The sequence below is a fragment of the Bacillus sp. JJ1532 genome (genome assembly GCF_036965085.1).
Lineage (GTDB): Bacteria > Bacillota > Bacilli > Bacillales > Cytobacillaceae > Cytobacillus.
On sequence record NZ_JBALOW010000121.1, the window covers coordinates 1 to 15,419 of the forward strand.

A 15,419-nucleotide genomic window follows, 5' to 3' on the forward strand; every position below is an offset into this window, starting at 1 on the left:
ATTACAGAAAGAGTAGTCTACAAATTATTTATAAATAATAGTATAATATTGGTAGAGAGAATGATATTGAACGACAATTTTATTTACATTGTTTTTAGCATATTTCTCCCCATCAACTGGACCTGTTATTTGTTTAGGAGGGCTTTTCTTATTCTTATCTACTTCCTTACAAAGGGTTGGATCTATTCTAAATTGAGTTCCATCTTTATGAAATCTGGATTATCCATGAGTTCTGGACCAGCATATCCTAGGTATAAATAAAGATCTCGGTTAGGAACGTTCGTTGTTGCCTTTAATATTTGATTCGTCTCCTTCGAGTAAATATAACGGTCATCATAATCCGTATTTATTATTGAAGATGATGATGTAAATTTAAATCCTTTATAATCAGCAAATAATTGGTCAAAGTACTTTTTATCTACTTTCATTAATAATATTTGGACTAATTTATCTTCTAAAAAATAAAATCTCGCAACCCCATCATAATCCATGACAATATCCGCCCCGCTGCCATCCTCTTGCTCTATTGAATATTTTTCACCTAAACGCTCTATTACTCTTTCCTGTGAGTCGGCTAAAGTAATTCCATCAATATATAGGTTACTTTGTTCAAAAAAAACTGTGGGTTTTAATAAATCTGAATCCATTTTTGTTGGAGACTGTTGTTCTGTTGTTGTTATTTGTTCATTTTCAATCAATATTTCATTTAAGACAAAAAACATAATGCTTATTGCCAAAACGAAGGTTAACACAACATAACGCAGATTGTGTTTTGGCGTCTTTGATGTGTTATTAAGCTCATTCATGAAATTTTTCATAACACGATTTTTACTCCCAAGTAAATTTTTCACTTCTCTAAAAAGGTATTTAGCTGAACTGCTATTTCTTGCGTTTCTGCAATAAATCCATGTTCATAAAATTTTGTATTAAATGTTGATAGAGGATTTAGAAGTAGATTCTTTTTGAGTTAATAAAAATTTAAAAAAACCCGATAATTTTCTCAATTTGAAAAGAAAAATCGGGATTTTTTAATTGATTGTGAAAGTAATATTGTTTTAAATGAATGTGTGTCTTTATTATTTGTATCTAATTAAACCCAAGTATACATATACTTCTCATCTTCAATTGCTAAAGCTTGTTTGACCACTCGGAGAGGCTTAAACGTATCAATCATAACAGCTAATTCAAGTGTTTCCTTCTTCCCGATACTTGCTTCTGTCGTACCTGGATGAGGCCCATGAGGAATCCCGCTCGGATGAAGAGTAATCGATTCCTTATTAATCCCCTTCCTGCTCATGAAATTCCCTTCTACATAGTAAAGTAATTCATCGCTATTTACATTGCTATGGTAATAGGGTGCGGGAATGGATTCAGGATGATAGTCGAACAATCTTGGAACGAAGGAGCAGACAACAAAATTATGTCCCTCAAACGTTTGATGAACAGGCGGCGGCTGATGCACTCTTCCCGTTATCGGCTCGAAATCTTCTATATTAAATACCCATGGATAGAGATAGCCATCCCACCCAATAACATCTAATGGGTGATGATTCAGCACATGAGAATGAAGATAGCCCCTCGTCTTTGTAATAACTTCATATTCTCCCTTTTCATCAAAAGTTGCTAAAAACTCTGGCCCGCGTATGTCCCGCTCACAAAATGGACTATGCTCCAATAATTGCCCAAACTCATTCCGATATCTTCGCGGTGTAACAATTTGGCTAAAAGACTCAACAATCAATGCCTTCGTCTCTTCATTCGCATCCGGAATGACTCGGTAAATAGTACCGATCGGGATCATTACATAGTCCCCTGGACAATAAGTAATCGTTCCAAACATTGTCTCAATAACCCCAGTTCCATAATGAATGAAGATCATTTCATCCCCGTCACCATTCCGGTAAAAACTTTTCATCGGCTGATTTATTTTTGCTGTGCCAATAAGCAAATCATCATTCCCTAATAAATATTCTCTCGCTTTTAGCGCATCCCCTTTTTTCTGAAGCTTATCTGTCATTAGATGCCTGTGTTTTAGTGGTGCTTGGTCCTCATACTCTGGCAAATATTTGCCGATTAGTTCCGAACGGACTACTTCTGTTGGCATGTAATGATGATAAAGAATTGATTGAGTTCCAGAAAAGCCTTTTGTTCCCATAACTTGTTCTCTATAAAGACTGCCGTCCTCTTTTTTAAACATCGTGTGGCGCTTGTGAGGGATTTTCCCCATCTGCCTGTAAATCATTTTTCCACCTCACTTTATTCGATAATGTTTTTTATAGCACCGAGTGCGGTTATTTCTAGTTCGACTTCATCACCAGGCTCCAGCCAGCGGTGGACATCTGTCCCGAGCTCTAATATGCAGCCGCTTCCCACAGTTCCAGAACCAATTAAGTCACCAGGGTATAAGGTTACTCCGTCTGATGCCCTTTCAATCATTTCAGCAAATGAATAATAAATATCACTCATATTACCCTCTGAAAGCAGAACATCATTCACCTTTGCTGTCATCGATAAGTCATATCCATTTTCGATGCGGTACTTTTCTAACTCATCCTTTGTTACTATATATGGGCCTATTGATGTTGCAAAATCCTTTCCTTTCGCAGGACCTAGTCCGATCTTCATTTCTTTTCTCTGAATGTCTCTCGCACTCCAGTCATTCAATATGCAATAGCCAAAAATATAATCGTCCGCATTCACAGCCTTAATGTCCTTTCCTTCCTTTCCAATCACGCAAGCAATTTCCAATTCATAATCAAGCCAATAACAATGTTTTGGTCTAGTGATCATTTCATTCGGCCCTTTAATGGCTAAATGATTAGAAAAGTAAAAGACGGGAATGTCATACCATTCTGGAATCATTTCTAAACCACGGTTTTCTCTAGCTGTTTTTACATGTTCTTCAAATGCATAAAAATCCCGAAAGCTTTTAGGGTTTGGCAGTGGTGCTTTAAGTATCACTTTTTCTAGGGGATACACGCCATGATCTGTAGTTGATAGTTTAGAAGATATATAGGTTAGAAAGTACGGATGGTTTTCCAGAAAAGAAAGCATGTCTTTAGGCAGTACTCCATTTGAGGCTTCATGCATATCCATCACATGGCTATGACCAATCATCCAACCCGCTCTAATAGAACCGTCCTCTTTTTGAAAGGTTACAAATTTCATATCATCACCCTGAATTTATTTTACGGATTAATTCAAACGTATCTGCCAATGGCTTCGTATACATTTGACCTGCAAGCCGACCTATAGGCTCTAATCTCTCCGAGTTTATTCTTCCCTTGTCATAGAGTTCATCAGCAACATGAACATGTTCAACCTTTCCAATTACTAGACTGCCGGCTCCTGCCTGTTCGCCAAAATGAAGAGCCTCATAAAGCGTACACTCAAGGTGGATCTTGGACTCTCCTATTCTTGGTGGCTTTACTATATGGCTGTTTAATTTTGTAAGGCCCGCTACATCTAATTCGTCTATCTCAGGGGGAAAATCTGTTGCACACATATTCATCTTCTCTACAAAATCCTCGCTGACAATATTAATAACAAATTCTTTTCTGGCTTCAATGTTCGTAAGGGTATCCTTTTTTGCTCCATCAGTACCTCTCCTCATTGGCGAGAAGCAAATCAGCATCGGATCCGCACAAATGGCCGTAAAGAAGCTAAATGGGGCTGCATTGACAATCCCTTGTTTATCTATCGTTGTAACAAAAGCAATTGGGCGCGGTAAAATAGAACCAACTAATAGCTTATATGCCTCTCTCCATTCAAGATTCCCTGGTGTTATTTCCATCCTCACACCGCCCATCTTTTAAGATTCGCCTAAGTGCTTGAAGGAAAGCTACATTATCAGCCCTTGTGCCTAAAGTGAATCTAAATGCATCAGCATAGCCGCTGAGCTTCATCGGTCTTACGAGAAACCCATTCGAAATCAACCCTTTTGACAATGAATACTGGCTATAAACAAATAGAAAATTTGCTTCGGAAGGGAAAAATTCTAATTCTAATTTCCGCAGCTGTTCAGTGATAAAAATTCTTTCCTTAGCGTTTTTTTCGGCACATTCTGTGATAAACTCTTGGGCCTCTATTGCCCGAACAGCTGCTGCTTGAGCTAGCTGATTTACATTAAACACTTCTTTTACTTTATTTAGTTCTTTTACAATAGATGGATGCATCATTCCGTACCCAACACGCAGCCCGGCTAGCCCATATATTTTTGAAAAGGTTCTTAAAATGATTAAATTTGGATGCGCTTCCAGAAGAGGAATAGATTGTAAATAATGCTCGGTTGTCGCATATTCGTAATAAGCCTCATCTATAACGATTAGGACATTTTCTGGGATGTTTTCAATAAAGTTATTTAACTCCTCTTTTCCTACAATCGTTCCTGTAGGGTTATTAGGATTGCAAATAAATATCATTTTCGTTTTTGGTGTAATCATATCAAGCATAGCTGATAAATTATGAACTCCGTTTGCCAAAGGGACTTTGACCGCAGTCCCGCCCTCTATCACAACATTCGTTTCATATCGGGGAAAGGTGATGTCAGCCATCAAAGCCTCATCACCCTTGTTAATATAAGCACGGGTAAGCAGTCTAATGATTTCGTCTGATCCGTTCCCAGCGAAAAACTGATCTTCCTCGAGGTTGTAAAAATAAGCGAGCCCGCTTACTAACTCAGAAGTGTTTCCGTCCGGATATAAATGCAGCGTTTGCAAATGCTGATGAATAGCTTCTTTTACCTTTGGTGAGCACCCATAAACGTTTTCATTATCAGACATTTTCCACACTCTATTTAGATTGTACTTCTCTTTTATTTCGTCTGGCGAAAGCCCAAGGGGATATGATTGAATTTCTTCTAGTATACTTTTTGTTTTGATTTTGACCATAAAGTTATAGATTACCTCTTCTTTCCTGCTCTCGTTCAATGGATTCAAACAAAGCCTTGAAATTCCCTTCACCAAATCCTCTTGCGCCTTTACGCTGGATCACTTCAATAAATAATGTTGGTCTATCAACAACTGGCTTCGTAAAGATTTGCAGTAAATAACCCTCATCATCACGATCTACTAAAATACTTAGTTCTTTCAGCTTTTCAATTTCCTCATCAATTTTGCCGACACGCTTCGATAAAGCCTCATCATAATAGGCGGCAGGTGTATTCAAGAATTCTACTCCATTTTTGCGAAGTATGCTGACCGTACTGACAATATCTTCTGTTAGAAGCGCTAGATGCTGAACACCTGGTCCATTGTAAAATTCTAGATACTCTTCTATTTGTGATTTACGTTTTCCTTCAGCAGGCTCGTTTATCGGGAATTTAATTCTGCCGCCATTATGCATGACCTTAGACATCAATGCAGAATATTCCGTACTAATATCTTTGTCCGTGAAGTGTGTCATCTCTTTAAAACCCATAACATTTGCATAATAACTAACCCACTCTTCCATACTTTCCACATTGCCGACAACATGATCAATTCCAATAAAACCTGCATCTTCAATTGGTATATTCATATTAATTGGTTCATAACCTGGCATGAAAACACCTTTATAGTTATTCCGTTCTACTAAAGTGTGGATCGTATCCCCATATGTTCCGATGACAGCCTTTTTAACAGTACCATGCTCATCCTTGATTTCGAACGGAGGCATAATTTCAATTGCCCCTCTTGAAACAGCTTCTTTATATGCTTTCTCCACATCATCTACCGTTAAAGCAACATCCTTTACTCCGTCCCCATGCTTTTTCACAAATGATGAGACTCTGCTCGCTTCGGTTAAGGAGCCTGTAATGACGAGACGAATTTTTCTTTGCTGAAGAACATAGGAAACGGTTTCTCTATTACCCGTCTCAAGCCCAGAATATGCCACAGGCTTAAAGCCAAAAGCGGAGCAAAAAAAGTAACAGGATTGTTTTGCATTGCCCGAGTAAATTTCTAAATAATCAACTTCCTTTACCGGAAAAAAATCCTCCACTTTCTGCTTGCTTTCCGTGATTTTTTCTTTCATGCTAGCTCCCCCTAATTCCGAAATTTATAATATTCTGAATTAATATTATATGAATAGTGACAATGTTCTCAAGAGTACATGTTAAAGCTATAATGCACATCTGCATTAAAGGAATGTGCTATTTAAACCTTTATTTTTTTCATCAAATTTGGAGGTAGGTGGATGGCTTGGTTTTTTATTGCTTCTACTGCCTCTAGTAACCCTTCGTTTAAGCTTGGATGCGGGTATAAGGGGAACAGCAAATCCTCATCTCTTGCAGCCATTTCAAGCGAGAACACTCCGCTGGAAATTAGTTCAACGGCCCCATATCCAATGATGTGCATTCCAAGTAAGAGATGATGATCCTTATCGAAAATCACTTTAATCATTCCTTCTTTTTTTCCAAGGATGGCTGCATAGCCATTCGCAGATAATGGAAAATGCGCTGTATCTACTGAGTGCCTTTGCCTAATGGCTTCTTCCTCAGTTAGACCTACATAGGCAATAGGAGGGCTAGTATGAGCTATGATTGGCAGAAAACGCAAATCTGCCTCAGTTCTTATACCTGCAATTGCTTCTGCAGCTGTCTTGCCCTGCTTAATGGCTTTAACAGCTAAACATGGACCTTCTGTCACATCACCAATGGCAAATATATGATTCTTTGAAGTACGGCACTCGTGATTAACGACTATAAATCCGTTTTTGGCAGTTTCTATCCCTAACCGATTAATCCCTAATTGATCTGTGTTTGGGATTTGTCTGCCGGAAACAAATAAATGTGAACCAGTTATTTCTTCTGTGCCTGTCTTATTTTTTATATAAATGCTTACTTGTTCATCCTTAGTATATGCTTCTGAAATGAAGTTGTTTTTGAGTACTTGAATATGTTTTTTCTTTAATATTCGAATAAGCTCACGGTTTATCGATGAATCTAACATGAAGTCATCATGTTCGTTAATAAGTACAACTTCAGAGCCAATAGCGTTAAAGGCCATCGCTATTTCTAATGCAATATAGTCATGACCATAAACAAAAAGCTTTTCAGGCACTATTTCAAGATTGGTGATCGACCAAGAATTTAGAACTCTTTCATGATCAATTTGTATTCCTTCCGGTGGTTTCGGAGAGCTCCCAGTAGCAATGATCGCATAATTAAAACGATAAATATCATATTGATCCCCATTTTCAACACCAATCCGATCTTCTGATAGAAAAAACGCCGATCCGTGAATGATTTCAACCTTATTCGCTTTACATAAAGAAAGGACACCATCTCGAAGCTGATTAATCGTTTTATTTTTGTAAGCTTGAAGCTTATCCATATTAAACTTAACACTGCCAGCTTCAATTCCGAGTTCATTCATTTCTTTCAAGGATTCGTATTTAGCAGCGCCATGGGTCAGGACTTTAGACGGGATACAGCCCTTATTTAGGCATACACCTCCGATTTCTCCCTTTTCGATCAGCGTAACCGATTGTCCAAGCTGAGCAGCTCGAATTGCCGCATGATATCCTCCTGGTCCACCGCCGATAATTATTAAATCACGTTCATGAGCAAGGTCGCCGACAACCATTTACACCAACTCCAGCAAAAGCATTTTTGGATTTTGAATTAATTGTGAAAACCGATTTGTAAAACGGACAGCACTCGCCCCGTCTACTACACGATGATCAAAGGACATGGAAATATTCATGATGGACCGGATCACAATTTGATCATCATCTGTTACTATTGGCATTTTCTTCGTCTTATGAAAGGATATGAGTGACACTTCAGGATGTTGAATAATCGGTGTAGCCCCAAAGCTTCCACCTAGAGGACCAACATTACTAATCGTAAATGTTCCACCGGTTATTTCCTTCATGCTTAATTGATTGGCTAAAGCTTTTTCCGTTAACATTTTCATTTCGTCATAAATAACTCGAATGGATTTCTTCTCAACGTGTCGAAGAACGGGAACGATTAAACCCGCTTCTGCATCTACTGCCATTCCAATATGGTGTTCTTTTTGGAGATAAATAACTTCATTTTCCTCGTCAAGCCGACTATTAAAAATAGGAAATTCTAATAGACAAATAGATAAAGCTTTTATGAAAAAGGCAGTTGCAGATATCGTTTGATTGATTTTCTTTAACTCAGCTCTAAATTGAATTAGTTCGGTAACATCCACTTCTTCAAAATGAGTACAATGGGGAATTGTATTTAAAGATTGAATCATTTTTTTCGCAATTTGCTTCCTTCTTCCTCTGAAAGGAATGGTGTCTGATTTTAATGGGGATAGTTCTGCAGGTGCTACTGTCGCATTTCTTGTTTTTTGGCTGCTTCTATCGGATTCCTGTTGTTGTGAAGAAGCCATTAATTGATAAATATCTTCATCTGTGATTCTTCCAGCTAGTCCAGAACCATTAACACTTTCAATACGAATGCCGTTTTCCCTCGCAATTTTTCTAGTAAAAGGTGAAGCAAGAATACGCTTTTTATTGTCTTTTGCAATAGTCATAGTATGATTGGCGACCATTTTAGGGGGTGCTACAGATTGATTATTTAAGCTCCCTTCCTCTTCTAAGATTAATAAAGTTGTCCCAACAGGTACGGTCTGCCCTATTTCAACTTTAAATTCTCGAATATATCCCGTACGCGGTGCAGGAATTTCCGCGGTCATTTTGTCTGTTTGGATTTCAATGATTGGTTCATCGGCCCGGACAAAATCACCTGCCTTAACTAAAAAGCAATTAATATCTGCTTCGGTCATTCCTTCTCCAATATCATGTAATTTGACTTCCATTCCATCCCTCCTAAAACGACATGACTTTATGAATAGCAAATTTCACTCGATCAGCAGTCGGTAAATAATGATCTTCAAATCCAAAGTATGGAACAGGGGTATCAAATCCAGTCACCCTCTCTACAGGTGCTTTTTGATACAAAAATGAAGTATCGTTGATGATGGCTAATACATCATTCCCAACTCCTCCAGTGGCATGTGCCTCATGAACAATAACAGTACGGCCAGTATTTTGAACTGATTCAGCAATGATGTCTTTATCGATCGGGTATAAAGTTCTTAAATCAATAACATCACAATGGATGCCTTGATCTTTCATTTCTTTCGCTGCTTTCATGACAATCGGGACCATAGCTCCCCAAGTAATGATGGACACATCGTCCCCTTCCAGCATTTTTTTTCCTTTGCCTATTTCTATCGTGTATTTTCCTTCCGGCACTTCTTCTCTGCCAGAACGGTAACACCTCATTGGTTCCATAAATAATACAGGATCTGGATCCTCAATCGCTGCAATAAGCAATCCCTTCGCATCATATGGGCTGGACGGGCATACAACTTTTATTCCTGGCATATGGGTAAATATAGCTTCCGGGCTATCGCAATGAATTTCAGGAGCTCTGACACCTGCACCATATGGAGCGCGAATGACCATTGGAACAGTAAAGTGCCCCATTGTCCTCATCCTTAGTCTTGAAGCGTGTGTCATAATTTGCTCATAGGCAGGATAAATAAAGCTAAGAAACTGAATTTCAATGACAGGTAAAAATCCATTAACCGCCATTCCAATTCCTGCACCAACGAAACCCGCTTCACTTAAAGGCGTATCAATGACCCGGTCAGCCCCGTATTTTTCCTGAAGACCTTCAGTGGCGCGAAATACCCCGCCATTTTTTCCAATGTCCTCTCCTAACAGCAATACTTCTGGCCTTTTCTCAAGCATTGTATCCAGAGCATCGGTAATAGCTTGTATGAGTGTAAGCTTTTTGGTTTTGATCGCAGTACTCATCTCCCTTCACCTCCTATAAATTTTAAATACTCCTCTTTTTGCTGAGTAATTTGCCAAGTCGGCTCCGCAAAAACATAATCAAATATATTAGCAGGGTCAGCAGGCGGAAAATCTTCCATTTCCACAACGGCTTTTTCTATTTCATGTGTAGCTTCCTCTTCCATGTCACGTACCCATTTTTCATCATATAATCCTTCATTTTTCATCCACCTTTCAAGGCGGAGAATAGGATCTGTTTCTGATCGGCGGCCATTGCTCTCCACTTGGCAGCGGTATTTCGATGGATCATCAGCGGTCGTATGAGCCCCATATCTCCATGTGACAGCTTCAATTAATGTCGGTCCTTCACCCTTTCTCGCTCTCTCCAATGCCTTTAACGTTTCAAAATAAACAATAAAAACATCGTTTCCATCGATCCGGACACCAGGAATATCATAGGCTAAGCCCTTTTGTGCAATGGTCTTGGAATTCATTTGCTTGTTGATTGGGACGGAGATTGCAAATTGGTTATTTTGATTAAAGAAAACGACTGGCGCTTTAAATACACTTGCAAAATTAAGCCCTTCATGAAAATCCCCTTCAGATGTGGCACCATCCCCAAAGTAAGCAATGGCTGCATGGGTCGTTCCTTTTTTCTTTTCTGCCAAAGCTGCTCCGGCTGCGTGTGGAATCTGGGTGGCAATCGGGATACCTGGAGGAAAAATCTTTTTTCCAGCCGGAGGGACACACCCTTCGTTTCGTCCATTCCAGAATAAAAGAATATTCCTTAATGAGTGGCCAAAAACGAAGGCTGCCCCATGATCACGGTACGTAGGGAACATCCAATCTGATTCGTTTAATGCAAGCGCACTTCCTACCTGGGAAGCCTCCTGTCCTTCGAATGGTGCATATGTGCCTATCCTTCCTTGTCGCTGGAGACTCACGGCCTTTCGATCAAAAAGGCGGATTCTTACGAGCTGCCTATAAAAATTTCTGGCCAATTCCTCTGTAATCTTCTCCTTATATTCTGATGCTGCTATTTGTCCGTTTGGATCCATTACTTGAAGCATCGGAAACTGAATGTCCATTTTCTCACCCTTTGCTAAATATTTTTAGAGACTATTAGGGCTAAACAAAAATAAAATAATCATTACCACATTATTAATGTTGTTATTACAGCAAAAAAGTTAAGTCCTCACTTCCCATTTTGGACGTTTCTTGTGAGAAAAAAAGCTATTCCGGCGTGCTCTCGCTTCAATGCGACTTTCACAAAATTGATTTGCAGCTTCCACTGTTGTTATTCCTTCTGCATTTGCGTACTCATAAATATGAAGAAGAGAGTTATAAATGGCTTTTGTTTTTTGCAAGACTCTTTCTTTATTCGGTGTATACAGCTCATCCGCTACCTGAATTAATCCGCCGGAATTAACAATATAATCAGGCGCAAATATAATCCCTTTATCCATTAGCTTTTGTGCATGATGAAGCTCCAAAAGCTGGTTATTAGCTGAACCGACAACGGCCTTTACGGATAATTGCTGAATCGTTTCGTCATTAATTATTCCACCCATTGCACATGGAATAAAAATATCTGCGTTTGCCCCATAAATCTCTTTACTTGATAAAGCTTTAACAGCTGCTCCGAGAGTTTTTGCTTTAGAAAGCAGCTTATCGATTGCTTGCTGATTAATGTCCGTTACGTATAAATCCGCGCCTTCCTCCAGCAGCCTTTCAGCTACCTTGTATCCCACTTTTCCAAGTCCCTGAATCGCATAGCTTTTTCCGCTGAGATGATCAGCTCCAGTTAATATCTTATTTGTTGCTTGAATTCCATAAATAACTCCTTGTGCAGTCGGCACAGATGAGTCCCCGCTTCCTCCGTAAACTTCATCAACGCCAACGATACAATTTGTTTCCCTTAATGCATGAATGAAATCATCTGGTGAAGTCCCCATATCTGTTCCCGTATAGAATCTTCCATTCAATGATTCTACGAACTGGCCGAACGCACGGAATAGCTCCGGTGTCTTATCTTTATGAGGATCGCCAATTATAACTGCTTTACCTCCGCCAAAATCAACATCCGCAGCAGCACATTTATATGTCATACCTCGCGAAAGACGCAGAACATCTTCCAGTGCATCCTCTTCACTTGAATAAGGGAGCATCCTGCAGCCTCCTAGGGCTGGACCGAGTTTTGTACTATGGATCGCAATAATAGCCTTTAAGCCAGTTAACTCATCATTACAAAATACAACCTGTTCATGGTCTTTTATCTTCGAAAACAAATTCATGAACAATTCCCCCTAAACATTATGTTAACGCTTACAACCTTAATCATCTTAAAATTTACTTTACCAATAGGTTTGCCCGTTAAAAAAATGATAGATTAAGTGAACTACTGCGAGCATTATAATAGCTTGCTCATAATTTTAGTTTTCGGAAGGATTGCCTGCGTAACCTCCCCTGTGCCAATAAGCTTTGTATCATGGATAACAAAAACATCGGTCATAATCTTATTATCTTTCTTTTCAGTTAGGACCGCTTTTATTTTCAAGTTAGAACCTTCGGGTGCTGGCAATATATGTTTAGCTGAAACAGAAATCCCCATTCCTTCCTCATGCTCTTCTAAAAAAGGCAAAATGATTTGCCTAGATGCCCATTCCATATGGTAGATCATCATCACAGTCGAATATGTAGGATGAACAACTTTGCCTTCGAATTGAGCAAACATTTCAGGAGTCACTACTGCCTCGATCGTAACCGAATAACCTGCCGTTAAACCTGGTTTCATTCGATCCCTCCATAGTTTATACAATAATAAGTATGACGTTTAATTAACGATATGATACCATTTCGTATAATGAATAGTCAATAAATTGTAAAATTTTAAAAAATTCTTTCTTCTCTATAATATGGTCCAAACATAATAAAAAGGATTAATTAGTGAACAATCCCTAATTAATCCTTTTTACGTTCAATATTAAGATAATAAAGCCCGATCACTTGCCATTTTCGAACCTCGAATTCTCTGAAACTCATTTAATAACTGTTCTATCGTCAAGTTTCCTTTTTGATCCTCTTCTACCTGCAAGATTATTTGACCTTTATCCATCATAATTAGTCTATTGCCTAAATCAAGAGCTTGCTGCATATTATGAGTGACCATTAATGTCGTCAGATTGTATTTTTCTACAATTTCCTTTGTTAAATTCGTGATGAGCTCGGCACGTGCTGGGTCAAGGGCGGCTGTATGCTCATCCAGCAACAGGATTGCCGGCTCTGTAAATGTGGCCATCAATAATGAGAGTGCCTGCCTTTCTCCTCCTGATAGCAATCCAACTTTAGCCGTGAGCCGATTCTCTAACCCTAAATGTAGCGTTTGGAGCACTTCTTGAAAATATTCTTTTCTTTTCTTCGTAACCCCTTTTCGTAACGTTCTCTGCTTATTTCTGGAATAAGCCATTGCTAAATTTTCTTCAATCGTCATGCTCGGAGCAGTACCAGCCATTGGGTCTTGAAACACACGCCCAATTAACTTTGCTCTTTTGTATTCCGACATCATCGTAACATTCTGTCCATCAATAGATACAGTGCCAACGTCAGGAATCATGACGCCAGAGATCATATTCATTAAGGTTGATTTTCCAGCCCCATTACTGCCTATTACGGTAACAAAATCTCCTTTATTTAACTTTAAATGAATACGATCTAAGGCAATTTTCTCGTCAGGTGTTCCTTGATTAAAAATTTTATGAATGTGTTTGAGCTCAAGCATATGGCCCCTCCTTTCTATCCGAAGGGATATTACTCATGGCCAAGCTTTCCGCTTGTTTTCTCGCTTTCCTCTTTTTCTCTTTTGAAGAGTCAATTATTTTTGGAAGAATGAGAGCTAAAATAACGATCGTTGCCGTAATTAATTTCATATCACCAGGCTCAAGGAAATCTACCCTCAAAGCAAGTGTCACAACGATTCGGTAAATAATTGCGCCGCCGATAACCGCTAATGTTGTTCTTGCAATGGTTTTTGTTCCAAACAGCGCCTCTCCGATAATGACTGATGCCAGCCCAATAATAATCATCCCAATGCCCATCCCAACATCAGCAAAGCCACCCTGCTGGGCTATTAGCGCTCCAGAAAATGCAACCATGGAGTTGGAAAGGCCAAGTCCTAGAATGACTGTTAAATTTGTATTAGCTGATAAGCTTCTAATCATTCGCTTATTGTCACCAGTCGCTCTTATAGCCAGCCCAATTTCAGTCTGCAGAAACTTATCTGTTAGGAATTTGATCAAAAAGGTAACAATCAACATGAAAATTAATATACCCCATGTCCTTGGCAAGCTATCTCCAAGTCCCACTGCAGAAAGAATACTATTAAAAAAGGAGTTTAACCCCGTTTTATCCCAAGTATCTCTAACATTTGTTATAGCTGTTTCTGTATTCAATAACGGAACGTTTGATTTCCCCATAATTCGGAGATTAATCGAATAAAGAGCAATCATCATTAATATCCCAGATAGGAGAGCATTGATCTTTCCGAACGTATGAAGGACACCCGTAATACAGCCTGCAGCAAACCCAGCGACAAGTGCGAAAACAGTGGCTAGAAATGGATTTATCCCGCTAACAATCATTGTCGCTGCAACAGCCGCGCCTGTTACAAAGCTTCCATCTACCGTTAAGTCTGGAAAATCCAGCACTCGAAATGATAAATAAACTCCGAGTGCCATAATCGCATAGATAATTCCAGCTTCAAACGCTCCAAATACTGCCGTGAACATTATGAATCACACCCTCTGTTATTCGCCTTCATAAAACTCCGCAATTTTCTCCCATTCTTGCTTTACATCAAGTCCCTGCTGTTCAGCAGCTTTCTTATTAATCATTAATGTTAAACTGCTTGGAAGTTCAACCGGAATGTCAGATGGCTTTTTATTACCTTTTAAAATTTCTGCAGCCATTTTTCCAGTCTGGTAGCCGAGATCATAGTAGCTAAAGCCACTTGCTGCAACCGCCCCACGCTTCATAGAGTCAAGCTCACCAACGAATAGCGGCAGCTTCTCACTATCCGCAACTGATATAACAGATTCTAAAGCAGAAACAACCGTATTATCTGTCGGGACATAAATGGCATCTACTCTGCCTACTAATGATTCAGTAGCCTGCTTTACTTCGGCAGATGTTGATACGGAGGCTTCAACGATCGTTGCACCCTTCGCTTCAGCAAGTTTCTTCACTTCTGCAACCTGCACTTCAGAATTTTGTTCACCTGCATTATAAATGACGCCAATCGTCTTCGCTCCAGCTTCATCAATGATAAAATGAATGGTCTTTGCGGTACCCTCCGGATGATTATCCGTTGTACCTGTAATGTTATCGCCTGGTTTATCGAATGCCTCTACAAGACCCGCTCCGACTGGATCGGTTACAGATGTAAACAGAATTGGTATATCCTTCGTTGCATTTAGAGCACTAACTGCACTTGGAGTGGCATTGGCAAAAATTAAATCAACCTTATCGCCAACAAAGTTATTGGCAATTGTCTGTGTATTATTCATATCAGCTTGTGCGTTTTGGAAGTTAAATTCCACATTTTCCCCTTCTTTAAATCCTTCATCCTCTAATGCCTTTTTAAATCCTTCTGTTGCAGCATC

The 15,419-nt window shown here is 39.2% G+C and carries 15 protein-coding genes; all 15 read right to left on the bottom strand.

The window, feature by feature from the left end:
• Nucleotides 1-182: 182 nt before the first annotated feature.
• A complete protein-coding gene (locus V7122_RS24490; RefSeq protein ID WP_335529749.1) occupies nt 183-818 on the bottom strand; it encodes a hypothetical protein in 636 nt (211 codons plus the stop codon).
• 272 nt (nt 819-1,090) lie between these two features.
• Complete coding sequence (locus tag V7122_RS24495; protein ID WP_335529751.1) at nt 1,091-2,242, bottom strand: homogentisate 1,2-dioxygenase; 1,152 nt, start codon at nt 2,240-2,242, stop codon at nt 1,091-1,093.
• Between the two features lie 14 nt (nt 2,243-2,256).
• Nucleotides 2,257-3,168, bottom strand: coding sequence for a fumarylacetoacetate hydrolase family protein (locus V7122_RS24500; RefSeq protein WP_335355360.1), 912 nt, complete (start codon nt 3,166-3,168; stop codon nt 2,257-2,259).
• A 4-nt stretch (nt 3,169-3,172) separates the two neighbouring features.
• On the bottom strand, nt 3,173-3,793 hold the full coding sequence (locus V7122_RS24505) for a flavin reductase family protein (protein ID WP_335348135.1): 621 nt from the start codon (nt 3,791-3,793) through the stop codon (nt 3,173-3,175).
• Nucleotides 3,768-4,961, bottom strand: a complete 1,194-nt coding sequence (gene hisC / locus V7122_RS24510) for a histidinol-phosphate transaminase (RefSeq protein ID WP_335529755.1) — start codon at nt 4,959-4,961, stop codon at nt 3,768-3,770. The genes V7122_RS24505 and hisC overlap by 26 nt, the downstream gene beginning before the upstream one ends.
• Nucleotides 4,894-6,012: a 4-hydroxyphenylpyruvate dioxygenase gene (hppD, locus tag V7122_RS24515; RefSeq protein ID WP_335348137.1), complete on the bottom strand. Its 1,119-nt coding sequence runs from the start codon at nt 6,010-6,012 to the stop codon at nt 4,894-4,896. Before hppD ends, hisC begins: the two co-directional genes overlap by 68 nt.
• 122 nt (nt 6,013-6,134) lie before the next feature.
• The gene (lpdA, locus tag V7122_RS24520) at nt 6,135-7,565 is read right to left on the bottom strand and encodes a dihydrolipoyl dehydrogenase (protein ID WP_335529757.1); all 1,431 of its coding nucleotides are present in this window, start codon (nt 7,563-7,565) and stop codon (nt 6,135-6,137) included.
• On the bottom strand, nt 7,566-8,777 hold the full coding sequence (locus tag V7122_RS24525) for a dihydrolipoamide acetyltransferase family protein (protein ID WP_335529760.1): 1,212 nt from the start codon (nt 8,775-8,777) through the stop codon (nt 7,566-7,568).
• A 10-nt stretch (nt 8,778-8,787) separates the two neighbouring features.
• The gene (locus V7122_RS24530) at nt 8,788-9,783 is read right to left on the bottom strand and encodes an alpha-ketoacid dehydrogenase subunit beta (protein ID WP_335529763.1); all 996 of its coding nucleotides are present in this window, start codon (nt 9,781-9,783) and stop codon (nt 8,788-8,790) included.
• A complete protein-coding gene (gene pdhA, locus V7122_RS24535; RefSeq protein WP_335355354.1) occupies nt 9,780-10,850 on the bottom strand; it encodes a pyruvate dehydrogenase (acetyl-transferring) E1 component subunit alpha in 1,071 nt (356 codons plus the stop codon). The genes V7122_RS24530 and pdhA overlap by 4 nt, the downstream gene beginning before the upstream one ends.
• A gap of 99 nt (nt 10,851-10,949) precedes the next feature.
• A complete protein-coding gene (locus V7122_RS24540; RefSeq protein ID WP_335529766.1) occupies nt 10,950-12,056 on the bottom strand; it encodes a Leu/Phe/Val dehydrogenase in 1,107 nt (368 codons plus the stop codon).
• A 116-nt stretch (nt 12,057-12,172) separates the two neighbouring features.
• The gene (locus V7122_RS24545) at nt 12,173-12,556 is read right to left on the bottom strand and encodes a thioesterase family protein (protein WP_335529768.1); all 384 of its coding nucleotides are present in this window, start codon (nt 12,554-12,556) and stop codon (nt 12,173-12,175) included.
• A 189-nt stretch (nt 12,557-12,745) separates the two neighbouring features.
• Nucleotides 12,746-13,540 (bottom strand): ABC transporter ATP-binding protein, encoded by a 795-nt coding sequence (locus V7122_RS24550; protein ID WP_335355351.1) that lies wholly within the window; start codon nt 13,538-13,540, stop codon nt 12,746-12,748.
• Complete coding sequence (locus tag V7122_RS24555; protein ID WP_335355350.1) at nt 13,533-14,546, bottom strand: ABC transporter permease; 1,014 nt, start codon at nt 14,544-14,546, stop codon at nt 13,533-13,535. The genes V7122_RS24550 and V7122_RS24555 overlap by 8 nt, the downstream gene beginning before the upstream one ends.
• Before the next feature lie 18 nt (nt 14,547-14,564).
• A partial coding sequence (locus V7122_RS24560; RefSeq protein WP_335529770.1) for an ABC transporter substrate-binding protein occupies nt 14,565-15,419 on the bottom strand: 855 nt, incomplete at its 5' end.